At 38.7% G+C, this 24941-nt stretch carries 24 protein-coding genes; 6 read left to right on the top strand and 18 right to left on the bottom strand.

Translation table 11 applies throughout. The annotated features are described in order from the left end of the window. Nucleotides 1-31: 31 nt before the first annotated feature. From CRN97_RS09440 to CRN97_RS09430, 3 genes are read right to left on the bottom strand one after another with little or no spacing between them, the layout of a single operon-like run. The gene (locus CRN97_RS09440; RefSeq protein ID WP_097076700.1) at nt 32-1825 is read right to left on the bottom strand and encodes an aminopeptidase P family protein; all 1794 of its coding nucleotides are present in this window, start codon (nt 1823-1825) and stop codon (nt 32-34) included. Next, a complete protein-coding gene (locus CRN97_RS09435) occupies nt 1825-3144 on the bottom strand; it encodes a glycoside hydrolase family 5 protein (RefSeq protein ID WP_097076699.1) in 1320 nt (439 codons plus the stop codon). Before CRN97_RS09435 ends, CRN97_RS09440 begins: the two co-directional genes overlap by 1 nt. Nucleotides 3145-3165: 21 nt before the next feature. After that, nucleotides 3166-3372, bottom strand: coding sequence for a hypothetical protein (locus CRN97_RS09430; protein WP_033151577.1), 207 nt, complete (start codon nt 3370-3372; stop codon nt 3166-3168). 142 nt (nt 3373-3514) lie between these two features. Between CRN97_RS09430 and CRN97_RS09425 the strand changes: the two genes are divergently transcribed. Together CRN97_RS09425 and CRN97_RS09420 are read left to right on the top strand one after the other, a co-directional pair. Continuing rightward, nucleotides 3515-3760 carry a helix-turn-helix transcriptional regulator gene (locus CRN97_RS09425; RefSeq protein ID WP_074790138.1) on the top strand — a complete coding sequence of 82 codons (246 nt, stop codon included), beginning with the start codon at nt 3515-3517 and terminating at the stop codon, nt 3758-3760. Nucleotides 3761-3772: 12 nt separating this feature from the next. Next, nucleotides 3773-4057: a hypothetical protein gene (locus CRN97_RS09420; RefSeq protein WP_044935926.1), complete on the top strand. Its 285-nt coding sequence runs from the start codon at nt 3773-3775 to the stop codon at nt 4055-4057. 35 nt (nt 4058-4092) lie between these two features. Here CRN97_RS09420 and CRN97_RS09415 read toward each other — a convergent pair whose 3' ends face one another. Further along, entirely contained in the window at nt 4093-4491 is a 399-nt protein-coding gene (locus tag CRN97_RS09415; protein WP_033151579.1) for a hypothetical protein, read from the bottom strand. A gap of 69 nt (nt 4492-4560) precedes the next feature. Between CRN97_RS09415 and CRN97_RS09410 the strand changes: the two genes are divergently transcribed. Beyond that, complete coding sequence (locus CRN97_RS09410; RefSeq protein WP_097076698.1) at nt 4561-5772, top strand: 6-phosphofructokinase; 1212 nt, start codon at nt 4561-4563, stop codon at nt 5770-5772. A gap of 101 nt (nt 5773-5873) precedes the next feature. Here CRN97_RS09410 and CRN97_RS09405 read toward each other — a convergent pair whose 3' ends face one another. Further along, nucleotides 5874-7622: a methyl-accepting chemotaxis protein gene (locus tag CRN97_RS09405; protein ID WP_097076697.1), complete on the bottom strand. Its 1749-nt coding sequence runs from the start codon at nt 7620-7622 to the stop codon at nt 5874-5876. Between the two features lie 273 nt (nt 7623-7895). Here CRN97_RS09405 and CRN97_RS09400 point away from each other — a divergent pair, with 273 nt between their 5' ends. Further along, complete coding sequence (locus CRN97_RS09400; protein ID WP_044935920.1) at nt 7896-8387, top strand: DUF2798 domain-containing protein; 492 nt, start codon at nt 7896-7898, stop codon at nt 8385-8387. A gap of 49 nt (nt 8388-8436) precedes the next feature. On the opposite strand, the gene CRN97_RS09395 is transcribed toward CRN97_RS09400, so the two are convergent. From CRN97_RS09395 to CRN97_RS09370, 6 genes are all read right to left on the bottom strand, one after another. Then, the gene (locus CRN97_RS09395; RefSeq protein ID WP_044935917.1) at nt 8437-8832 is read right to left on the bottom strand and encodes a hypothetical protein; all 396 of its coding nucleotides are present in this window, start codon (nt 8830-8832) and stop codon (nt 8437-8439) included. A 71-nt stretch (nt 8833-8903) separates the two neighbouring features. Next, nucleotides 8904-9446, bottom strand: coding sequence for a hypothetical protein (locus tag CRN97_RS09390; protein ID WP_097076696.1), 543 nt, complete (start codon nt 9444-9446; stop codon nt 8904-8906). A 3-nt stretch (nt 9447-9449) separates the two neighbouring features. Then, nucleotides 9450-10283 carry a metal ABC transporter permease gene (locus tag CRN97_RS09385; RefSeq protein WP_097076695.1) on the bottom strand — a complete coding sequence of 278 codons (834 nt, stop codon included), beginning with the start codon at nt 10281-10283 and terminating at the stop codon, nt 9450-9452. Continuing rightward, a complete protein-coding gene (locus CRN97_RS09380; RefSeq protein WP_097076694.1) occupies nt 10277-10921 on the bottom strand; it encodes a metal ABC transporter ATP-binding protein in 645 nt (214 codons plus the stop codon). Before CRN97_RS09380 ends, CRN97_RS09385 begins: the two co-directional genes overlap by 7 nt. Nucleotides 10922-10929: 8 nt before the next feature. Continuing rightward, nucleotides 10930-11940, bottom strand: coding sequence for a metal ABC transporter substrate-binding protein (locus CRN97_RS09375; RefSeq protein ID WP_097076693.1), 1011 nt, complete (start codon nt 11938-11940; stop codon nt 10930-10932). 80 nt (nt 11941-12020) lie between these two features. Further along, on the bottom strand, nt 12021-12329 hold the full coding sequence (locus CRN97_RS09370; protein WP_097076692.1) for a hypothetical protein: 309 nt from the start codon (nt 12327-12329) through the stop codon (nt 12021-12023). Between the two features lie 270 nt (nt 12330-12599). On the opposite strand from CRN97_RS09370, the gene CRN97_RS09365 reads away from it, so the two are divergent. Next, nucleotides 12600-13172: a cytidylate kinase-like family protein gene (locus CRN97_RS09365; protein WP_179670730.1), complete on the top strand. Its 573-nt coding sequence runs from the start codon at nt 12600-12602 to the stop codon at nt 13170-13172. Here the strand turns inward: CRN97_RS09365 and CRN97_RS09360 are convergent. The 6 genes from CRN97_RS09360 to CRN97_RS09335 form a co-directional block, all read right to left on the bottom strand. Further along, nucleotides 13158-14330 (bottom strand): MalY/PatB family protein, encoded by a 1173-nt coding sequence (locus tag CRN97_RS09360; RefSeq protein ID WP_097076690.1) that lies wholly within the window; start codon nt 14328-14330, stop codon nt 13158-13160. The two genes, CRN97_RS09365 and CRN97_RS09360, sit on opposite strands and share 15 nt — an antisense overlap. A 17-nt stretch (nt 14331-14347) precedes the next feature. Then, a complete protein-coding gene (locus CRN97_RS09355; protein WP_097076689.1) occupies nt 14348-15232 on the bottom strand; it encodes a DUF3737 family protein in 885 nt (294 codons plus the stop codon). Between the two features lie 118 nt (nt 15233-15350). Continuing rightward, nucleotides 15351-16976, bottom strand: coding sequence for an Mbeg1-like protein (locus CRN97_RS09350; RefSeq protein WP_097076688.1), 1626 nt, complete (start codon nt 16974-16976; stop codon nt 15351-15353). Nucleotides 16977-17081: 105 nt separating this feature from the next. Next, nucleotides 17082-19058 (bottom strand): beta-galactosidase, encoded by a 1977-nt coding sequence (locus tag CRN97_RS09345; protein ID WP_097076687.1) that lies wholly within the window; start codon nt 19056-19058, stop codon nt 17082-17084. 93 nt (nt 19059-19151) lie between these two features. After that, a complete protein-coding gene (locus CRN97_RS09340) occupies nt 19152-21533 on the bottom strand; it encodes a ribonucleoside triphosphate reductase (RefSeq protein WP_090478182.1) in 2382 nt (793 codons plus the stop codon). 283 nt (nt 21534-21816) lie between these two features. Continuing rightward, on the bottom strand, nt 21817-22770 hold the full coding sequence (locus CRN97_RS09335; RefSeq protein WP_179670729.1) for a tetratricopeptide repeat protein: 954 nt from the start codon (nt 22768-22770) through the stop codon (nt 21817-21819). Between the two features lie 124 nt (nt 22771-22894). On the opposite strand from CRN97_RS09335, the gene CRN97_RS09330 reads away from it, so the two are divergent. Beyond that, on the top strand, nt 22895-24169 hold the full coding sequence (locus CRN97_RS09330; protein ID WP_090478177.1) for an HlyC/CorC family transporter: 1275 nt from the start codon (nt 22895-22897) through the stop codon (nt 24167-24169). On the opposite strand, the gene CRN97_RS09325 is transcribed toward CRN97_RS09330, so the two are convergent. Further along, nucleotides 24132-24887, bottom strand: a complete 756-nt coding sequence (locus CRN97_RS09325) for a hypothetical protein (protein ID WP_143483260.1) — start codon at nt 24885-24887, stop codon at nt 24132-24134. The two genes, CRN97_RS09330 and CRN97_RS09325, sit on opposite strands and share 38 nt — an antisense overlap. Nucleotides 24888-24941: the final 54 nt, after the last annotated feature.

Below are 24941 nucleotides of genomic sequence, written 5' to 3'. Positions count from 1 at the left end.
TATCCTCTCGCTAGTTACGCTAACAAGCTATTTATACTTCATGAGTTTCTTTCTCCAGCCAAGCATATTCCTCGTCGGTTAAGTATGGCTTAAGTGTTTCACGAACAAATGCGTGATACTCGTTAAGAGTCTTCTTTTCTGCCTCTGTCATCATCTCTGGAATAACTGGATCAAGGTCGATTGGGCATACTGTAAGTGACTCAAAGTGACGGAAATCACCGTACTCTGTTGTCTCTCCAGCTACACAAAGAAGCTCATTTTCAATTCTGATACCGAAGCCGTCTTCGATGTAAAGACCAGGCTCGTCAGTTGTAATCATTCCTGGCTGAAGCTCTGCAGCATTCTTGCCCTGTGGAACTCTCCAACGGAAGTTGTTTGGTCCCTCGTGAACATTGAGGATGTGGCCAACACCGTGACCTGTACCGCAACGATAATCGAGTCCCATATCCCAAACTGGACCACGTGAAAGTACATCAAGGTTTGCTCCTGTAACTCCCTTAGGGAAGTTTGCAGCCATAAGTCTTAAGTGGCAACGAAGAACTACTGTGTAGTATTCCTTCATCTGCTGTGTAAGCTCACCAAGAGCTATTGTTCTAGTGATATCTGTAGTACCTTCAAGGTAGTGGGCTCCTGAATCAACAAGAAGGAATCCTTCTGGCTTAAGTGTTGCTTCTGAGCCTGGCTTAGCGCTGTAGTGCATCATTGCAGCGTTTGGACCATATGCTGAAATTGTATTAAATGATAAATCTACAAAGTGCTCCTGCTCACGACGTCTAGCCTCGAAGTAGTCTGAAGCTGTGATTTCTGTCATTGGCTCCTTTGTGATGTTTTCTTTGATGTATTTGATAGCCTTTGTGCAAGCTACACCATCCTTGATGTGAGCTAATCTTGTGTTCTTGATTTCTGTCTCGTTCTTTACTGCACGCATAAGCTCTGAAGGGTTCTTTCCATCGATAATCTTTGCTGAGCCCTTTAAAGCCTTAACGATGTTGTAGTTAACGATTTCCTGATCAAGAAGAATGTTTCTGTTAGCCATATCAGCGCTCTGCATATAGTGGTAAACCATGTCGTATGGATAAAGCTTAACGCTGTTGTCATTGAGGTAGCTCATAGCCTCCTCTGGCCAATTTGTTGTGTCTGTAAATAAGATTACGCTATCATCTGTAATAAGAAGGAATGAAAGGAAAACTGGTACGTTTGCAATATCATTTCCTCTGAGATTAAGAATATATGCGATATCATAAAGGCTTGTTACTAAATGAGCATCTGCCTTTTTCTTTTTCATCTTTTCGCGGATGCGGTAAATCTTTGCCTGCATGCTCTCACCTGAGAACTCATCCTCAAGTACCCATGTTGTAGCCTTTGGAAGCTCTGGTCTGTCTTCCCAGATAATATCAACTAAATCCTCTGTTGTAGCAAGCTCTCCGCCCTTGTCCTGAGCAATATCAAAATACTTTGCTGCATTCTTTGCTGATACACATCTGCCGTCAAATCCGAGACATCCTCCTTCAGGGAAGTTCTTCTCGATAAACTCTTCTACCTCTGGAACCTTTGGCTCACCCATTTTTTCAAGGATAACCTCTGAGCCTGCAATCTGCTTTGCAGCCTGTACAAAGTAGCGTCCATCTGTCCAAAGATGTGCCTCTGTCTTTGTGATGACTGCTGTTCCTGCTGAACCTGTAAAGCCTGTCATAAAGCTACGAGCCTTAAAGTGCTCTCCTACATATTCTGATGAATGGAAGTCATCTGTTGGAATCAAGTAAAGATCGATTCCTCTTTCATTCATTAATTCTCTAAGTTTTGCGATTTTCTCATTTGTTGTCATTATCTTTTTTTCTCCAAATTACTTTTTTCTTTATTGAGCTTTTGCTCTTTTTCTTTTATGTCTTCTGATGTTTCATCAGAGATTTTTTCATTTTCCTGCTTGCTTGTATCTATTGTTGTAAGCATATCGAAGAAGTACTGGCCCTGCTCAGAAAGCTCCTCTTCTTCCCAATCAGCTGTTTTGTCGCAGTCTGAACTAATCAAAGCAGAACCCTCTGCCTTATTTGAAAGATTCCAGATGCAAGATGAAAGCTGATACTCATCGATAATATCCTGCCATTTAGCAGCTTCCTTTGTATCAACTGAGCCATCGCCATCAGCTGAAACAAAGCCATACTCAGAAATGAATACTGGAAGGCCTGCGTCTAAAGCGTCTGTAAGTGTGTTTCTAGCGCTGGATTTGTGTGTGCCAGCATAGAAATGATATGTGTACATGATGTTGTCATAGTCAAGTGGAGCTTCCATAACTGAATCAAGGTCACTAGACCAGTTTGGAGTACCGACTAAAATCACCGCATCACTATCCACATTTCTGATTACAGGAATTACTTCATCCGCATAAGCACAGATATCTTCCCATGTAGTGTCACCGTTTGGCTCATTGCAAATCTCGTAGATAACATTTTCGTTGTCTTCGTATTTACGAACCATCTCTCCAAAAAACTGAATAGCCTGTGCTTTGTATTCATTTGGATTGCTATCATTTAAGATGTGCCAGTCAATGATGACATACATATCGTTTTCTGTTGCAGCTTCAACTGCAGCATCGATGTTGTCCTTTAATGTATTTTGAACATCCTCTCCTGCCACGCAATAGCCATTGTAATCGCTTGTGTACATTGCAAGACGGATAACATTAATTCCCCAGTTATTTCTAAGAGATTCGATAGTCTCTGGCGAGATGTATTCTGGATACCAGCTAAGTCCATGTGAGCTGACGCCTGTAAGCACTGCTACATCCCCTGACTCGTCTACAAGCTTGCCATCCTCTACATGAAGGGCACCATAATAATCAAGTGAAACACCTGTAGTAGCTGCAGTAGTCTCTGGCTCTTCCGGCTCTTCTTCAACAGGTTCTTCTGGCTCTTCTACCTTTTCTACCTCTTTTTGAAGTTCTTCCTCTTTAGCAGTAGCCTCCTTAACCTTTTCAGCTTCTGGCTCCTCAGCAACCTGCGGCTCCTCTTCCTGCTTTTCAGTTACTTCCCAAGGAAATACCACACTGCCCTTGGCATAGCTTACTCCAAATACTCCAGCGATAATTGCTATCGCAAGAATTATTATTAACAATACTGTTCTGAATTTCTGCTTTTTTGAAACCATACCATTCTCCTTATTTTAAATTTAGTCGAAAGTTACAGCAGCCTCTCCATTGTGTGCATACTGAATATAATCATAGAGGCGTGAACTGGTCAAAAGATCTGTAGCCTCAAGGTCAAAATCGTAATCAGCAAAATCTACTTCTTCGATAAACTTATCTAGCTCCTCATTGCTGAGAGAGTTTACATATTCTTTTATTTCTACAATTGTTTTTCCCGTTAAATCGTACATACATAACCTCTTTTCTATAAAACATTCTTCTTAAGATTATAGTACATTCTCCCCTTTTAAAAAAGAATGTTTTTGTTGTGAAACTCATTGTAGTCTGTTATCATATATGATAACATTATAGTATCGAATTGGTGGGTAGCTAATGAAGGAAAGATATTCAGATGGAATCATTTCATCTCAAGCCATAGCAGCCCGGCGTTCTGTTGCAAAGCAGCTAAAGGACGCCCGCAAGTCCCTGCATCTCACGCAGGAGGTTTTAGCTGATATGGCCGGCACGAAAAAATCAAATATCTCCCGCATGGAAAGCGGTAAATACAATCCCTCATTGGATTTTCTAGTGAAGGTTGCAAATTCTATGGGTAAAGAAATAAACATACACTTGGATTGATAGGAAATTGTTATGAGAAAGAAACCAAAGCTTGCCAAAAACATTGATAAAGACGTTGTCTTATGCGAAATCACAAACAGAATAGTATCTAATCGTACTTCTAATCTACTTCTTCATGAATCAGTACCTTTTTCAAAGAATTGGCACCGAGTGCCATTCTTCAAACGCAGATCTTACAATGGAGCCAGAAACGTCTGTGTTATTTCAATTAGTCGAACACAATATTCAAGAGCCCGCCGTGTCCTTGATCTTCTAGAAGACCGTGACTACAACAGACTCTTACTTAACATCATATAAATTAATGCCAGGTTCAGTTGAACCTGGCATTTTATTTAATCTCTATTTCTTATTAACTTATATATACCTATTATAATTCCTCGTATCAGGGCGTATATCAAAAACATCAGCATAAAGCCCCAAACGCCAAACACGATATCCTCAAACTCCATAGCGCCTGAGCCTGTAATCTTTTGCTCGATTTCAATGGCGAAGGTAAGAAGAAGAATTAACGTAAATACGTATATCCAACTGATTACAAGAACGTGACCTGTTTTTGCCAGAAGTGAAAAAAGTGGCTGTACAACAAAAATCATAGCCATGCCAATTGCGCCAATTACAAGGAAATGTAGCTCTTTATCTGTGAAATTTGCCTCATATGCATCATTCAGAGAAAGAAGATAGGTGTGCATGTCGTTAATAAAATCCAAAATAGCGTATAAAAAGGTGTTCATAGTATCTCTCCTTATGTTAGAATAATCCCTAGAAGCTTAATTATAAGCATACGTTCGGGAGGTAATCAAATGGGAAACATCATCGTCGCACAGTCGGGCGGACCAACTGTGGCAATCAACGCCAGTCTTGCTGGTGTTATCGAGGGAGCCTTGTCTTCTAAATATGATACAATTTACGGCTCCATCAACGGAATCACAGGAATCATAGACAACAACATTATCAACTTATCCGAAGTTGTTAAATCTGATTCAAATTTTCTAAAAAAACTCAAAGTAACTCCAGCCATGTACCTTGGCTCATGTCGTTTCAAGCTTCCAAGCGTTACTTCAAACGACCCTATCTATAATACCCTATTTCAGCAATTTAAAAAATATGATATTGAAGCATTTTTCTACATCGGTGGAAATGACTCCATGGATACAGTAGACAAGCTTTCAGCATACGCAAAATCAATAGATTCTCCTATCAGATTTATTGGTGTGCCAAAGACTGTAGACAACGATTTGTGTGTAACAGATCACACTCCAGGTTTTGGCTCAGCTGCAAAATACATTGCCACAACCACTATGGAAGTTATCTACGATGCTAAAATCTATAACACTCCTAGTGTTACTATTATAGAAGTAATGGGACGAGATGCCGGATGGCTTACATCTGCCACATCTCTTGCAAGAAACAATTGTTGCTGTGGACCAGATTTAATCTATCTTCCAGAGGTTCCATTTGACACAGAGGTATTTGTAAATGATTTATCTAAACTTTTAAAGGAAAAGACAAATATCGTTGTAGCTGTATCTGAGGGAATTCGTGATGCTAAGGGCGAATATATCTCTGCATCTACAGGCCAATTAGACAACTTTGGTCACGCTCAGCTTTCAGGTGCTGGCAAAACCCTTGAATACATTGTAAAAGACAAACTCGGTGTAAAGGTTCGCTCAATCGAAGTAAACGTTCTTCAAAGAGCAGCTGCTCACATGAGCTCACTTACTGATTTGCAAGAATCTGTAGAGCTTGGTAAACACGGCGTTCAGTTTGCAGAAGAAGGTGTAACAGGTGCCATGGTAGTTCTTAACCGCACAAGCAATGCACCATACACTGTAGACTACAGCCACGCTACTATCAGTGACATTGCCAACGAAGCAAAAGAAGTTCCTCAGGAATGGATCAATGAGAGCCACAACTGGGTTACAAACGAAATGATTGAGTATCTCAAGCCTCTAGTAATCGGAGAGCCTGAGCTTGAATATGCAAATGGACTTCCTGTTTACGTAACAAGATAAAACAAAATAATTTATGATGCGCAAAGGGACCACTAGAAATAGTGGTCCCTTCGCACTGATACTTTTTGAGGGGAAAATCAAAAAGGGAATTTTCAAATTTATTAATCTACGGAAAATCTGCTAACTTCTTCCTGCAATCTTTCTGATATCTCACGATTATTCTTCGAATCATCATGAATTGTAGTAATCGAAGTAAGAATTCCAGTGGTACTTTCTGTTGCATCTGAAACGCCCTGTGTACAATCTCCAATAACCTTTGAAATATGTTCTATTTCATTTGTCATTTCCCCAATTGTACTGTTAAGTCTTTCTGTATTAGTATTAACACCTATAAGTACATCATTCAAATCTTCAGCATCCTGATAATACTGTTTTGCAACATTCTCAAAATCATTATAATCATTCAAGACTGACTCATTCACATAATCAAGCATTTCTGTTGAATTAGATGCCAGTGTTTCCACTGCACTAATAACTTGATTACTAATTTCTTGAATTGAATTTGCAGTATCTCTACTATGTTCAGCAAGCTGTCTGATTTCATCAGCTACTACCGCAAAGCCCTTGCCTGCTTCACCTGCTCGAGCAGCCTCTATTGACGCATTAAGTGCAAGTAGATTTGTTTGTGATGCAATACTTAATATATCTTCAGTAAGGTTCTGAATCTGTTCTACGTTCTTGCTATCCTCTATTGACTGTCCAAGAGTATCCTTGATAGAAGAAACCATCTCATTTGTAGAGTGACGTTTTTCTTCTGTTTCCTTTCTAACATCAAGTGCTCTCTCTTTAATTTCTTTCACTCTGCTTGAACCTGATTCTACTTCAGATGCAACCTGCTCTACAGCATTATTTACATCCTGAGCTTCATCATTCAATGAAAGAAGACTACTGTTTGCTGTCTCCATGCTAGCAGTAAGCTCCTCCATAACATCAGAAACATTACTAACATCATCTTTTGATGAATTAACAATTAATGACGTATTTTCAACTGAATGATAAATGTTGCCTGATTCATCCTTTATTTTTAAAATAATACCTTCCAGAGTATCAAGGAAATTATTGATGCCTGAAACAAGAATTCCTATTTCATCAGATGTGCTATTCTCCAATCTATTAGAAAGATTAGCATTACCTGCGTTCATATCATTTAATATAGAATCCAATTTATTAGCTGCTTTAACAAGCGGTCTGATAGAGCGATTGACTATTGTAATTCCCATAATAGAAATTGTTACCAAAACAATAGCTCCGATTATAATTGAAATATGCACACCATTTTCAGCTCTTGTTAAATTCTTCTTTTCTACCTCAACCAGCTGATCAATGGTATCGCTCATAAGCTTGATATTTTCTTCATGAGCTACAATCATTTCGTGGGCAGAACCAAAATACAATGTCATTGCATCATCATATTTTCCAGCATAGAAATCACTTTCAATTTCCGCATATAAATCGGAGAAGCCGTACACTGCTGTTTTCAAAGCCTCTAACTGCTCATTATAATCTGCATTCTTAACAATAGATGACTTTTCAACTAAATCATCCATTGCTGCAATCAGATTAGCTCGTTCATCCACACCTGGATCTATAATAGCCTTTGCAGTATCAGCATCAGCCATAGCCCCCATGTAATACATAGTTTCACATATAAAGAAACGCTTAACCAAATTTTGCATATTGGCATCTACTTCACCAAAATCATTTTCAATTTCAATATAATAATCTGCTAGCTTATTTGCTGCATTAACTGATGAGCGAAAATACAATCCAATAGCTGTAACTCCTGCCACCATCATTACATCTAGCAAAATAAAAACTGCTAAAATCGTCCTTCTTAAACTTTTTCTCATTTTCGTTCCCCTTGTTGCTCGCTATTATGTTACGCACAATGGATTATATCATCTAAGCGAGATATATTTGTATAATATATGTTTAAAAATTGTGTCATTTTTGCGAATTCTACAAAACACAAAATTTACACTTACATTTTGTTGAAAATCATGTTATCATTGCTGACGCAACTAAAGATAATATGGTTTAATTGGAAACGACACATCCTCCGGATGATAACGAACAACACATGTAATTTTATGTATTATTCATTATCAGAAGGAGGATTTATTATGCCTAAAAACAAATTTCAAGACGTAGTATTAACTATAATTATGGCCACTGTTATGGTTTACGGAATGGTGGTTTACAACGTTGCATTAAACACAGGTGGAGTAACAGGTCAGACATTCCTTTTAGCACTCCATGAGCTTCCTATAATGGTGCCTATCGCATTCATTCTTGAGTTTTTCATCGTTGGTAAGCTTGCACGTGCCCTTGCATTTTCTGTAATGAAACCTACTGACAGACCTCAGTTCATTACATACGCTATCTCAATTTGCATTTGCTGCATCATGTGCCCAACAATGAGCCTTGTAGCTACTATTCTTTTCAAGGATACTCACACATTTGGAACATGGATTCAGACATGGGCTATGAACTTCCCAATGGCACTTCTTTATCAGTTGTTCTATTGTGGACCATTTGTACGACTTATTTTCAGAACTATTTTTAGAGAGAAAAATACAGAAAACGAGCTTTCAGCAGAAGCTGTAGCAGAATAAAAATATGTATTAAAAAACCAGCTTGTAGGATTCCTACAGCTGGTTATTTTTATACGTTCATGCCCGCATTTTTTTGTCTCTGTTTTCTTTCTTTAATCATTTGCTTGTACTGAGCCAAGCTCATCATTTTCTTGGGGCGCTTTGTATATTTGATTTTTAATTCCTCTGGCTTATACATCTTCATGATGCCAGTGTATGTGATAAGTGTGCCATCAGACTTTGTAACGCATCGTCTGTTTATATGGATATGATAGTTTGAAACTGAGCCGTTAATAATAAGCTCTGCAATGCCTTTATCATCGGTGATTTCACCGCTATTAACCTTTGCCTGAAAGGTATATATATCCATAATAATACTGGCTTTATCTTGAATTTTCTTTTGAGCCTCTTTAGCAGCCTGAATGGTCTCCTGGTCTGGGGCTTCTATTGTAAATCTATTATTCATTTCCTATTCCTCAAAAAAACCTCAGACATTCTATCACATTTTTTCCACAATTTAAAGATACACAATTGATTTTACTCCAATACAGAATTAAGTATAGTTATATACTGATAATCTCCTTCTGTGTAAGTTGAAAAATCACCGGAAATAACAATCTCGTCGCCATTTTCTGGATAATCTGAGGCTTCATACTGGCTTTCATCAAGAACAAACTCTAATCCTTGTGAACAACACTGGGTGGCATCCTGAACAATACATGCATAGTATGTTTTCCCAGTTTCTGAATCCTGATACACATTGCAAACGCCATCCATTTTAATTGTTTTTCCTTCGTATTCTTCCGGCGCCATCATCATGTTGAAAACTTCTGAATAAACCATAGTTGACGAAAGTGCCGTTAAATCCAAATCAACACCTGGGTCTGCATCAACATTTTCATCTTCTAATAGTAGTTCATTTTCCAGGCTTTCTGAATCTTCCACTTCTACCTCTGGCTCTTCGGCTACTTGTTCTTCTGCAACCTCAGTCTCCTGAACTGACGCAGCCTCTGTCGAGCCACAGCCTACAAACACCAAAGCCATAAGCAGACCTAATAATATATTAACTTTTTTATACATAAATTATCCTTTAATCCTTCCAATCAAATAGCATACGCCAAAAAGGATGCAGTCCACTGCTACAATTGTGGAACCTACTGGTGTTCCTGCCAGTATAGAAATAATGATTCCTACAAGTGCACAAATCATCGATGATACTGCTGAAAAGATTGTCACACTTCTAAAGCTCTTTAAAATGCTCATAGCAGACAATGCCGGGAAAATTACCAAAGCAGATATAAGTAACGAGCCCACCAAATTCATTGCAAGCACAATTATTACAGCAATTACTGTGGCAATAAGCAGATTGTAAAGATTTACCTTTGTACCTACCGCATTTGCAAAATTCTCATCAAATGTAACTGCAAAAATCCTGTTGTAAAACAATATGAAAATCAAAATCACTATAACAGCAAGAATTCCGCAAGCCCATACATCAGCCTTTGTAAGTGTGAGGATAGATGTTGAGCCAAAAAGTGTAGAGCATACATCTCCGGATATATTAGAAGATGTAGGGAACAGATTCATAATCAAGTAACCAAATGCAAGTGCTCCTACTGAAAGCATAGCTATTGCTGCGTCGCCTTTGATTTTCGCGTTTTGGCCCTTTCTTAGCAAAAGAATAGCAAACAGAATTGTCAGCGGAAGCACGATAATCATCTTGTTTGTAAGCTGAAGAACTGTTGCTATAGCAAGTGCGCCAAATGCTACGTGTGATAATCCATCTCCAATAAATGAATATCTTTTAAGAACAAGTGTAACTCCAAGAAGAGATGAACATAGGGCGATAAGCACGCCTACGATTAACGCATATCTTACGAATGGGAATCCCATATACAAAATAAGTTTATCTAACATGACACTCCCTCCATATCATTAACATTTAAAATACGAGTTGCGTAGTCTTTTACAGCAACCATGTCGTGACTAATCATGATAATTGTAAGCCCCTCATCGTTAAGCTGCTTTATAAGCTGATACATTTCCTCTGTAACAATAGGATCAAGACCAGCTACTGGCTCATCTAAAAGCAGTACTCGCTTTGTTGCACATAAAGCTCTAGCAAGAAGTACACGCTGTTGCTGCCCTCCTGAAAGCTCTCTATAGCATCTGTCCTTTAAATCTTCAATGCCCATTCTTTTAATGTTTTCCATGGCTAAGGCTTTATGCTCCTTAGTGTAGAAAAACTTTTTCTTTAGGCTATTCTGGCAACCTGAAAGAACAATCTCAAATACCGAAGCAGGGAAATCCCTTTGAACTACTGACTGCTGTGGTAAATAGCCGATTTCATTTTGAATAAGACCATCTCCAAACTCAATGCTACCGGAAATAGGACTTTGAAGCCCCAGCATAGTCTTCATCATTGTAGACTTTCCAGAACCATTCTCCCCGATAATACAGAAATAATCTCCTGCATTAATCTCGAAATTTATTTCTGAAAGAACTGCCTGACCTTCATAGCCAACGCATAAACTTCTTGCTGTTAAAAGTGCCATATTGCCTCCTAATTTAGCCCCTGACTAAGTATATCCAAATTTCCTTCCATTACTGAAAGATATGTCACCCCTGCATTTACGTCATCCATAGTTGTGGACTGTAGAGAATCAAGGGTAAGAATCTGAGCATCCTTAGCTGCTGTGTTTTCAATAATAGTCTTAGCTATTTTTTGATCTGAGTTTTCTATCGTAAATACGGTATTAAGATTAAACTCATCAACCTTTCCTGCAAGGAATGTGACAGTTTCAAAGCTTGCCTCTGTCTCTGCTGAGCAACCAACAAATGCCGCATAATAATCAAGGCCGTAATCATCTACCAAATATCTAAATGGGAAACGGTCTCCAAATAGAACTGTTTTTACTGAAGCTTCATCGATAGTAGCCTGATATTTTTCATCAAGGGCAGCAAGCTCATCGATGTAAGCAGATGCATTGGCAGCATAAGTATCTGCGTTGTCTGCATCTACTGTAGCAATAGCCTGTTCGATAGCATCAACAAGAACCTGGGCATTCTTAAGTGAGAGCCATACGTGCTCATCGTATTCAACCTCTTCCTCTTCACCTTCTTCTGCCTCGGCTTCCTCTTCTTCAGCCATCATGCCTTCGACAACTTCCTCTTCCTTAACAGATTCTCCAAGAGATTCAAGAAGATTTACAACCTGCATGTCTTTGTTTGTAGCCTCGGAAAGAGCATCCTCTACCCACTCATCAGACTCTCCACCAACATATACAAACACATCGCAGGTAGCGATTTTCATAATGTCCTCAGCTGTTGGCTGATAGTTGTGAAGATCTACACCATTATCAAGAAGCATTGTGATTTCTACATTGTCATTATCACCCACGATTTCTCTTACCCAATCGTATTCTGGGAAAATTGTGGTTACTACAGATATCTTATTTTCTGAAGTTGTATTATTTACTGATGAATTATTGTCTGTACTTGCACCACATCCTGTAAAAACCGAAACTCCAAGTGTTGTTGCTGCAAGCATAGCGATTATCTTATTAGTTTTCATTATTTATTTCTCCATTCTTAAAAAATTATACCAAAACAGAACCTGCATTGTGTTAAATGCAGAGTGAAAGGCAGTATTTTTCAAGAATCCATTCTTACCTTTTGGGAAATCAGTGTAGTCTGAACAGACTTGAATGAATAGCCCTGGAATAGATTTGTATACAACATGAATGTAAATAGGACTACTACAGTAACAGCTAAGCCTGTGCCAAGTGTCTTGAGCGAACGCTCGCACTGAACCATCATTGCACATACAGGACAGTGACTGCTGTCTTCACAATGATGTGAAGCATGAGCTGTAAGATACATACTAGAAAAGAGCATCATAAATAGAGTAGCTGCAAGAGCTACTACAGCAATTATTCTATTTCTATAACTGCTATATTCCATGATTTCTCCTTAATTTCAGCTGATTAGCTGACTCTAACTAAACATCACTGTCATGATACTTATTACCAGTTGCTTTGTCAATTTGCAAAACTCCACATTAAAAGGCCTAAATTAAAAGAAAAGTTTTGTTATTATTTCTTGACATATGAATGAGTGCTCAAATTAAAGAATTAGTTGTTAGAATATTCACACAACTGCTGAAGTTTTATGATATTATACTAATAGGATTTTTTGAGCGAAAACTAGAATTTAATGAGAGGAGGCTCTTTTATGTACGACTACATAGCAATAGAACGTAAATATGGTAGTGGTGGTCATGAGATTGCTGATAAGCTTGCAAAGAAGCTTGGATATCAGCTTTACGATCGAGGAGTTGTTGTTGAGACTTGCAAGCGAATGGGACTTCCTTATGATCAGGTTTCTGGAATGGACGAACAGACTCCAGTAAAAGCTCTTTTTAAAGCTTCAGGAACTGACAACACTTCCATGGAAGAAAAAATCTATAACACCGAAGTAGAAATCATTAAAGAAGCTGCTGAAAAGCCTGGTTGCGTTTTTGTTGGCCGCTGTGCGAGCGAAATACTGAAGGGCAAAAAATGCCTTAAGGTTTTTATCACAGCCGATGATTCTTACCGTATGAAACGTGCAATTAACGTGGAAAATATTGAAGCCGACAAGGCTGAAGATGTAATGAAACGTTTTGACAAAAAGCGTGAGAAATTCTTTACCACACATTCTGGATATAAATGGGGCTCCACAGACTACTTCGATATAGTGCTTAACGTAAGCGAGCTAGATGAAGAAGCCTGTGTTGCAATGCTTGAAGCATTAGTTAAGTTTTAAATATGCATCAATTCCACATTTTAATCTATCAAGGCCATCCTTTAGGGTGGCCTTTGTGCATGCCACATTCATACGAAGGAAATTGGCGCCTGTGCCACCGTAAGCTGTACCAGCTGACAGGTAAAGACCTGTTTCTTTTCTGATAAAAGCAGCAAGCTTATCACTTGATGTTCCTATAGTTGAAACATCAATCCACAAGAGATATGTAGCATCTCCACGTACCACATGAAGCTGTGGAATGTTGGCATCCACATACTCTTCTACAATACGTCTGTTTTCAAAGAGATATTCTCTGAGTTCATTGAGCCACTGCTCTCCCTTAGTGAAAGCAGCAACTGCCGCATGAGCTGCAAATACATTTGGCTCTGCAACTTCGTCTGTATTTATTCCTCGCCATACCTTATGACGAAGGAATTTATTTGGAACAAAAATAGCTGCAGTCTGAATTCCTGGAATGCTGAAAGTCTTTGTAGGTGCGATGCAAGTGATGCTGATGTCCTTGCAGGTCTCTGACACTGAAGCAAATGGCACATACTCCTTACCTGGAGCTGTCAAATCACAATGGATTTCATCTGATACCACAGTAACCCCATACTTCTTTGCAAGCTCTCCTACCTTGGCCAAATCTTCCTTTGACCAAATCTTACTAACCGGGTTGTGAGGGTTGCAAAGAACCATAAGACTAGCCTGTGGATCAGACATTTTCTTTTCAAGATCCTCAAAATCCATTGAATACACACCGTTTTCATACTTCAACGGATTTTCAAGGACTCTACATCCATTATTTACAATGCTATTAAAAAAGATATTGTAGACTGGAGTCTGAATAATAACCTTTTCATTTGGAGTAGTAAGCTTACGCACAATTGATGAAAGTGCAGGGATTACCCCTGTACAAAACATCAACCAATCCTTTTCAATTTTAAGGCCATGACGACGGTCCCACCATGAAATATAAGCCTGATACCAGTCGTCGTCCACATCAGTGTATCCAAATACACCATGTGCCACACGCTGCTCAAGTGCCTCAATTATTTCTGGGGCTGTCTGAAAGTCCATGTCTGCAACCCACATAGGTAGCTCATTTTCCTTCACGTCCCATTTCATGGAATCTGTACCACGTCTATCTATTGTTTTGTCGAAATTATAATGTGCCATAATACTCCTAATTTTTCTTAATTATGAATTCTCCACTCTACGATTTCTTCCTTTTTACCTACTGCCTGACACTTGATTGTAGTCTTTTCAGGATCAACGAAATCCTTCTCTACAATCAATGTTTCAATCTCAGGTGCTGAAATAGTACCGCTGATTGGGTTAAATACGCTGTCAATCTTGTTTGTAATCTCTGCATCGATATTCTTTGCAAACTCAAATGAAAGTGTTGTATTGATAAGCTTGCAATTCTTCATTGTAAGATTGTCTATGTAGCAAAGTCCCTGGAGACTCTCGATAGTACAATTTACAAAAGTAAGATTCTTAGCATTCCATCCAAGATACTCACCACAAATGTATGAATCATATACAGTAACATTCTCTGTATTCCAGAATGCATCCTTTGAAAGGATAACTGAATTTCTGATAGTGATATTCTTGCCACCATCAAATGAATAGTTACCATCAAGTCTGAGATTATCAATTTCGATGTTCTCAGAGTTCATAGCAAAGTAATGTCCCTTTGCTGTAACATCCTTAAGATTGATGTTCTTACACATCCAGAATGTTTCTTCTGCATTTGTAAGGTCTACATTATCAAGCGTTACTCCATCACATCTTCTGAAATTCTTTGGAGCTGTGATAAGAGAATTCTTGATTTCGATGTTATTTGTGTACCATACACCAGAACGAGCCATCTCGAACCAGTTACAGTTTTCTACCTTTACATTGTTTGAATACCAAATTGGATACTTCCACTTAAACTGAGAGTGGTATACCTCTATATTCTTGCTTTCCTTTAATGGTGACTCGCCCTCATCAAAGATTGAATCGTAAATAACAGCATCCTCTGCTGCATAGAGAGCTCTTTCACCCTTGAAAAATTCCTGTCTATATTCCTTCATATTGCTATAACCTCCGAATTCATACTTATAATACTTCCTAAAGTTAACTTTAGGTCAAGGTATGTTTTCAATTTTATTCACGACATATATTCTAACATCTAAATTCAATTTTGTAAAATTAAATAGTACGTCTTGATGTTAAAATTCTGTTAAATATCATTATAAGATTGATAATTCCGTCGGTAAGTAACACAATTCCAAGAAATACCATATACCATCCCAAAGTATCCTTTGGCGCTACCAAAATGAATCCTCCCAATATAATGAGGATAGAAATTTCAGCTATAAGCTTTATCTTTTCCCCACGTCTTTCCTTCTTTTCTGTTTTCTCACAAAGATTTCGGAAAGCAATTGCATTGCGGTAGGCCCAAGCTAAAAATGATACGCCAATTACTGCACTACCTATCAAGAAAATAGCATCTTCTTTTACAAGAAGCATAGCGTATACACCAACCATTCCAAGACATATATATACTCTTGCAGATTCTTCCTGCAGATTCCACTTTGCCTTGTATAGGTGCCTAATGGTAACGGCTACTTCAAACACAATTACTGCAAACAACGCCAAGCTAATGGCTGTCTGTAAAATATATTCTGGAATAATGAACAGAACTACACTACACAGAATCATTCCCAGATAAGGAAGCCAATCCTTCTTTTTAATCTCTTCCTTTATCTTTTTAGCCTTCTTTTCATCTGGCGCTTTATCTAAAGCAGCTGTGATAGGCAACTTCATAAAGGTCTTTACAGTATCTTTATCAAGAGCTAAAAGCTCAATCATAATCTTTTCTATGGCGAAAGGCCCCTTCGCCACTACCTGACTGGTTGTTTTAATGCCTGCCTTGTCGATAGCATTAAATAGGTCGTTAACAAAGCTTGTTCGCTTAGTATTGTTAACACTTTCAATCCACTGATTGAGTACCTGATTTATAAAAACACATCCCGGATCAAATCCATCGCTTAAAAAGGCATGTCCATGATCAACTGCCCAGGATGTAGGGTCATGCTGCATGATGCCTTCATTTGTACTCTTTACTATTACCTGTGGAATATCATGCTCCTCAAACAGCTGTCCAAAGATGGAATACTCTGGAACATATCGAGTTGCTTTATCCTTGATTTTTGAAACACATGATTTATCGCATACTTCTGGGCAAAGTCCTGGCCCGTCATCTAAATATACATGCTGAATCCACTTTTGATATTCGTCTGAAATATGTGTAGAAGCATAAAGTGCAAGATTGGCACCTTTGCTGTGACCTGCCACTATTACCTGGTGCTTTTCATCGAAGGATTCTTCCAAATAAGCTAAGGCTTTCTTTTGTGCCTCAGTCTCAGTAAAGCTTATCATGAAATCTTCCTTCCAGCCTGCCATGGTATCGTCCGTTCCACGGTATGCAACGAATCTGATTTCATCTGTTAAATCAAAGGTCATAGCGGAAAACTGGGCTGATATTGATTCATCCAATACGTCCTCATGCTTTACTAAAAGCATTTCTCCATACCTTTTAGAATCAGCAGCTAATGTAACGATTTCTTCTTTGCCATAGAATGTACCCTGGATTCCAGTTTTGGCAATCACTTCATAAACAACATCTCTAAATGGTCTAGGCTTGTCGAGCTTTACATCCTCAAGTATCAGATATGCAAGCTTACACAGGATAAAGTTGTCCACCTCTGTAAGTGGCTTATCCTGAAATGAGTAGTCTTTGTACCATTTTATATAATCGATTACGTTATCCATATTATGCTCCACAGATTATAAAAAAATAATAGTCACTATAAAAATAGTAACTATTACTTTTCCCAAATACAATAAAGCAAATATTAAATTTTTGAAAACTTTTTGTTACTTCAAGCTTTCATCAAAATCCATATAGACTTCTTTATTCAAAGGTGTGTAAACCATGTAGGATTCTTTGCCATAAATTAGTGATGCAGGAATCTCCCATGGCTTGCCGTAGTAATAGCAGTCAGCCACCAGCTTTCCATCTGCAATAATCTGTGCCACATCAAATTCCAGCTTGATAGAAACCATTCCGTCCAGGCTATCCACAGTTAGCTTTTTGCATAAAAGCTCTTTTCCAACACATACTGAAAACTCCTCTGGATAATCCAGCTCAGGTGTATAAACACTGTCCTCAATGGTTAATTCTGTGTGGCATATTCCCTTGTTTATTTTTCTTTCAACAAAGACTTTTCCATCCACTTTTCGCAAATATAACGCAACCTCCCATGGAATAGTGACTATAGTTAAATCTCCTATCTGGTCATGGCTTACATGGGTAGAAGCATCCACCGCAATCACCTGTCCATCCACAGAATACTCAGGCTTTACCCCAGGCACTGCTGCAAAGAACAGAGTATTATCGACTTTGCAAAGCAATTGAGCTGTAGCGTAGTCTATATTATGATTTGAAAATGATAGATTAAATGGCAGAATAAATGCCACATCGCCTTTTACATCAAACTGTGGGAACTTTACATTTCCAGTGTCTATCACCACATCCTTAACGTCATTTAGCTTCAAGCTTCTCTGATGATGATTTATAAACACAAAACCACTGTGTCCATCAGTACGCATAGCATATCTTAGGCTATCTGCATCATCAGCTTCCACAAAAGTCTGACTTCCTACATGCTCCATTGGTGCCAGAATATCACCAAAATCATTTATAAACATGTGAAGCAAATTACAAAGTCTGTATTGATCCCTGAGCTGGCCATACTGACCAATGCAAGTCATGAAATCGTAATTCAAGATTGCATAATCATTAGGATATCCGGTAGCCTTGCTTTCATGCAATGTGGAAAGCGTACCAAGCTTGTTAGTGCCCCCATGATACATGTAGTAACCTACCAGATTATTTCCGCATCCTAGCTTTACCAGGCTAAGTGCATAGGCATCCATTGGTGCCACATAAGGCCTACGTATATACGAAGTAGGAAGCCCGCTACCTAGCTCACAAGTAGCAAATGGATAATCCTCATAAGGAAGTCTCCAGCCCTCGTCATCTGTTTCACTAATCAAATCTACACCTATGGCAGCATCATTTCTGATGGTATTAAATGTGAAGTGATGTGATGGAGGAAGCGGCTTTGTATGATCTAGCCATGGCGCATCCACATATCCACCAAACACTGGCAGAAATTCCTTTACTGGAAACTTTGCTCCGTACAATCTATCCCATCCTGTCACAGTCCAAATAGGCACATCAAAACCAATTGAAACAGCTATTTCCTTGAGCTTTCCTAAGTGTTCACACTGATCTACAAGCTCATTTTCAATCTGAATACCTATAATAGGGCCACCGTCTTTGAAGAAAAGCCCCTGCACCTGCTCATAAATCTTTGAATACCAGCCTCTGACACATTCCAAATATCCAGCGTCATTTGTTCTCAGCTTGAATCCCTTTTTCAAAAGCCAATCGGGGAAGCCACCATTTCTAACCTCTCCATGGGCCCATGGTCCAATTCTTAGCATCACAGTAAGACCTAGTTTTTGGCACAGCTCTACAAAATATCGCAGATCTCGGTCTCCAGTAAAATCATACTGCCCTTCTATCTCCTCGTGATAAATCCAAAACACGTAAAAAGCCACAGTTGTGATTCCGCCAGCCTTCATCTTGGCCAGCTCCATCTCCCAGTCACTACGAGGATATCGCACAAAGTGAAACTCCCCCATTATTCCAATCCAAGGCTTGCCATCCTTCTCAAGGTACAAGCTATTTACCTGATAGCTACTTCCATCTGCTCTAACCTGCCCTAAGTTGAGATGATTACGTTTTATCTCAGCCTTCTTGTACTCCTTAAACCCGTATTCCATTTTCCTTCTCCCTATTTTTAAACTAAACCTATAATAACAAAAAAATACTCTTATGGCTTGCCATAAGAGTATTTTTCATTTTAAAATCTTTATTTAGTTCTCATCAACGTACTTCTGGATGTTGCTTGCGTTAGCATAACGTTTAACATCATCGCCGTTAACTACTACAAGAGTAGGTGCCTGCATAACACCATATTTCTTTGTCATATCTACCTGCTCTTCTGCATCAACAAGGATATAATCCTCATCCTCAAGGATTTCCTTTGCTCTTGCGCAGTTTGGACATGTCTTTGTAGTGAAGAGGTATTTAACACCTGTTGTAGGCTCCTCTGAAACTACCTCAAGGTTGATTTCAGGCTGTTCAGCCTTTGCTGCCTGCTTTTCTCCAGCACGACGGCATACAGAGCCAGCAATATCGTAAAGCTTACGGTTCTTGTATTCCTGTGTCTTGCCCTCGTTCCAGTTCTGTACTGGACGATAGTAGCCAGTGATACGGCTGTAAACTTCTGCTGTCTTGCCACAGTGTGGGCATGTGTAGTGCTCGCCAGCGATGTAGCCATGGTCCTTACATACTGAGTATGTTGGAGATAATGTGTAGTATGGAAGCTTGTAGTTTTCAGCGATCTTACGTACAAGATTTGCTGCTGATTCCCATGTAGGAAGCTTCTCACCAATAAATGCATGGAATACTGTTCCAGATGTGTAAAGTGTCTGGAGCTCATCCTGAACATCAAGAGCATCAAAGATGTCTGATGTGTACTCTACTGGCATGTGTGAGCTGTTTGTATAGAATGGTGTGTCACCTTCTTTACCTGCTGTGATGATATCTGGGAACTGCTCTCTATCATGCTTTGCAAAACGGTATGTTGTTGACTCAGCTGGTGTAGCCTCAAGGTTGTAAAGATCTCCGTACATCTCCTGATAATCAGAAAGACGCTCACGCATGTGATTAAGGACATCCTTTGCAAACTCCTGTGTCTTCTTGCTAGTCATATCTGCACGAAGCCAGTTGGCATTGAGACCTACTTCATTCATACCGATAAGACCGATTGTAGAGAAGTGGTTGTTGAATGTTCCAAGGTATCGCTTTGTGTATGGGTATAATCCCTCATCAAGAAGCTTTGTGATAACGCCACGCTTAATCTTAAGAGAACGTGCGCTGATATCCATAAGCTTGTCCAATCTAGCATAGAAATCTGCCTCATCCTTTGCCTGGTATGCAATACGAGGAAGATTGATTGTAACTACACCAACAGAACCTGTGCTCTCGCCTGAACCAAAGAATCCACCTGACTTCTTACGAAGCTCACGAAGATCAAGACGAAGACGGCAGCACATAGAACGAACATCACTTGGCTCCATATCGGAATTGATGTAGTTGCTGAAGTATGGTGTACCATACTTTGCTGTCATTTCGAATAATAGTCTGTTGTTTTCTGTATCAGACCAATCAAAATCACTAGTGATAGAGTATGTAGGAATTGGATACTGGAAACCACGTCCGTTAGCATCACCTTCGATCATGATTTCAAGGAATGCCTTGTTAACCATATCCATTTCCTTCTTGCAATCCTTGTACTTGAAATCCTGCTCCTTGCCACCTACGATAGCTGGGAGCTCTGCCAAGTCATTAGGTACTGTCCAATCAAGAGTGATGTTTGAGAATGGTGCCTGTGTACCCCAACGAGATGGAGTGTTTACACCATATATAAATGCCTCAAGGCACTTTTTAACTTCCTGATATGAAAGGTTGTCTGTCTTAACAAATGGTGCAAGATATGTATCAAATGATGAGAATGCCTGAGCACCAGCCCACTCATTCTGCATGATACCAAGGAAGTTTACCATCTGATTGCAAAGTACTGAAAGGTGCTTTGCTGGAGCAGATGTAATCTTTCCTGTGATTCCACCTAAGCCCTCCTGAATAAGCTGCTTAAGTGACCAACCTGCACAATAACCTGTAAGCATAGAAAGATCATGAATGTGGATATCTGCATTGCGGTGTGCCTGTGCAATTTCCTCATCATAAATCTCTGAAAGCCAGTAATTAGCTGTGATTGCACCAGAGTTTGAAAGAATAAGACCGCCTACAGAATATGTAACTGTGGAATTCTCCTTAACTCTCCAGTCCTCAACCTTAACATAGCTATCTACAACATTCTTGTAATCGAGAACTGTAGATTTCATGTTGCGCATCTTTTCACGCTGTTTTCTGTAAAGAATATATGCCTTAGCAACATCTGTATATCCAGTCTGCTCAAGTACGTTTTCTACTGAGTCCTGAATATCCTCCACCGAGATCTTGCTTTCTTTAATTTTGTTCTGGAAATCAGCCGATACTCTAAGCGACAATAATCCGATAATATCGTCGTTGTATTCCTTTCCAGTAGCTTCAAAAGCCTTTGCTATCGCATCGTTAATTTTGCCTAAATTGAATTCTGCGACTTGTCCATCTCTTTTTACAACATCAAACAATTCTACTCACCAAATATTCCTTTCTCTAGTATCCTTATAATGTCAAAAAAAGGACTCCCCCTTCACCTTCTTTCAAGGCACTTTCGACTTGTTTATATGTTATCAAAATATAGGGTGATATTCAATTTAAAAAGACTAGATATTGTGCTTTTCGTCATAATTACCTAAATTGCTTCCAATAATTTGATTATTTTCTAAGTAGAATCACGTTTCAACACACACAATATTTGGTATTTTAACACAAAATGGACACACCATATATAGTGTGCCCATTTTACGTATTTTATCTTGTCTCCAAGAATATTAACTCTTTTGATGCCTCTTCGTCATTTGGATAACTCTCAAGATATTGTGTCAACACATCCTTAGCTTCTGAGTATCTTTCCAGCTTTTCAAGTGCTGCAACCTGTCCCTTCATAAGTTCAGACATATTGTCTATTGAATCCAGACTCAACCCTGCCTGATAGTATCCTAAGGCGTTTTCATAGTTGCCATTTGTCATCTCAATATCGCCTAGTGCTGCAAGAGCGCTGCTGGTAACTTCATCTGATGCAGCATACTCTTCTAGCAGAGTCTGTGCTGAATCATAGTCCCCAGAATCCTGATATAGCTTTGCCAGATAAAGCTTTGCTTCTATTATATCTTTATCAACTGCTGCCTGAAGGTATTCCTGCGCGTCAGCGTTTTGACCAAGCATGTAGTATATTCGGCCTTTGTAGTATTTTGCATTAGCTGATTTATCAGATACATCCAAAGCATTGTTTAAATAAACCAATCCCTGATCCGTGTAACCTAAAGAATTAAGGTTTTCATAAATCTGTATGTATAATAGGTAGTTCTTTTCATCAATGGCTACAGCAGCATCATAATCTGTGATGGCCTCGCCGATTTCCCCTTCTGTCGCATAAATGCTTCCTCTAAGGAAGTAGGCCTCGTAATTATCGCCATCATATTTGATAAGGTAAGTGTAGGTCTTTACTGCATCGTCAAATGAACCTGCGGAGAACTGAGCTGCTGCTTTGTAATAGTTAATGTCTATCTCTAAATCAGTAACCTTACCAATGGATTTGGCAAGTGCCTGGTCGAAAAGAGTGATGGCTTCTTCGTAGTTTCCTGCATCCATCTGCTCAATTCCCTGATCTCTAAGGTCGATTTCAGACTGGCTATATTTACCACATCCTGCAAGGGATGCTGTCATTATTAAAGTTAGTAATACACATAAAATTCTTTTTCTCATAGCATCCATTTTAGCAAAGATGAAGTCCTTTGGGTAGGTTATCCTTGCAACAACTTTTTACCATATGTATAATTCTAGTTATTAACTGACGAAATAATATTTTTGGTAAAAGGAGCATACATTATTGGATACACACCTGTTAATTAGACTGATAATTCTCATATTATTGTTAGTCCTTTCCGCTTTCTTTTCATCAGCTGAAACAGCACTAACAACAGTAAATAAAATCAAACTGAAAACTATGGCAGATGATGGCAACAAAAAGGCTGCTAGAGTTTTAAATGTTGTCACCCGTCCTAAAAAAATGCTATCGGCAATATTAATAGGAAATAATATTGTTAACCTGTCAGCATCTTCCCTTGCAACAACCCTTGCAATAGACATATTTGGCAGTGTCGGAGCAGGAATCGCTACAGGTATTCTTACATTATTAATATTGATATTCGGCGAAATCACTCCTAAGTCTATAGCAACTATTAATTCCACATCCCTCAGTCTTCTATTCGCACCTATAATCAGTGGACTGATGTGGTTGCTTACTCCAGTTATTATAATAATTAATTTCCTGGCAGGACTTTGTATAAAGCTTTTTGGAATCGATCCTGATTTCAAGGATGACACTATAACTGAGGATGAGCTTAGAATAATGGTAGATGCCAGCCATCAAAGTGGTGAAATTGAAGGCGATGAGCGCACCATGATACACAAAGTGTTCGACTTCTCTGATGCTTGTGCAAAAGAAGTTATGATTCCTCGTATCGATATGACCATGGTTGACGCTGATATCTCTTATAATGATTTAATATCAGTCTTTAAAGAAGACATGTTTACACGACTTCCTGTTTGTGAGCCAGACAGTGAAAAAATTATCGGCATGGTGAATATGAAGGATTTCCTTGGACTTGTTCCAGGTGATGACTTCTCTGTTAGAAACTACCTTCGCGATGTTTACTTTACTTATGAAATGAAAAACGTATCTGATCTTTTTGATGAGATGCGAGAAGAATCTACAACAGTTTCCATAGTGTTGGATGAATACGGTGATTTATCCGGAATGATTACTATGGAAGACTTGTTGGAAGAAATTGTTGGCGAGATTCGTGATGAGTACGATGAAGATGAGGAAGACCCAATCGTACGTCTAAACGATAGAGAATACCAGGTTCTCGGTTCAATGAATCTAGAAGATTTATGCAATATAATTCCTCTGGGATTTACAAGCGAGGACTATGATACCATCGGCGGATACATCGTTGGAGCCTTTGATCACTTTCCAAATGCCGGTGAAACCTACGTATCAGAAAATGGCACCATAGTTCGCGTGCTTGCAGTTGATAAGAAGCGTATCACAAAGCTTAGAATTAAATTACCTTATCAAGATACTGCTCCACAAGCATAGTTACATTGATTATCAGACCCAAACTAGCTACAGTTTGAAAGATTTCTTTCATTCTGCGGGCTGGTTTTAGGGTCTTTTTTTCTATAGTATTATTTCTTGCAAGTTTTCTGTCACGGAATTCCTCATCTACAACAACACATTCATAATCCAGAACAATGAAGAGAACTACGCCAATTGTATTGACAACAATAAATATAAACAGGGTAATATTTAGTCTACTTCTAAAATATAACGCCAAATTTGCAATCATAAAAATTGTCTTTTCAATTATGTAGATAAGCCTGTTAGTATTTAAATGTTCTTGCAGTTTTTTTCTAGAAGTTATCCACAATTCCAATTGATCTTGAAAGTACTCCACTGTGTCTTTGGTCAATTTTCTATCCTTGCTATTTATAAGATACCCATTTAATAGTTTAATAGGCTTACAATATAAAGCTTTCGTCATATATCTAAATCCGCTATTGGGATTCTGTAGGTTCAAAGCCTTAAATAGCAGTCTTTGTAATGGCTTACAGGATGTAGTATTCAAGTAGCATTCCTGAAGCAGGCTCTCCCTTTGCACCTTTCTTTCCATTAAATAAAGCATTCTATTGAAATATAGCTGTTTCATGCGAAAAGCCTTATTACTTCTGTGTTTATGGCAAATGGCAGCAAGTATAGAAATAGCCTCTACACCTATCCATAAAGCAAAACAAAGCCTTAAATTATTAAGTTCCATAGTATTATTGGGATATGAATGAAATAAATGAAAAAGCGACACGCAAAACGCGTG

It is taken from the genome of Pseudobutyrivibrio ruminis DSM 9787 (assembly GCF_900218035.1).
In the GTDB taxonomy this organism is placed as follows: Bacteria; Bacillota; Clostridia; order Lachnospirales; family Lachnospiraceae; genus Pseudobutyrivibrio; species Pseudobutyrivibrio ruminis.
The sequence above is the reverse complement of the archived record's forward strand: the minus strand, read 5'-3'. Positions and strand labels throughout refer to the sequence as shown.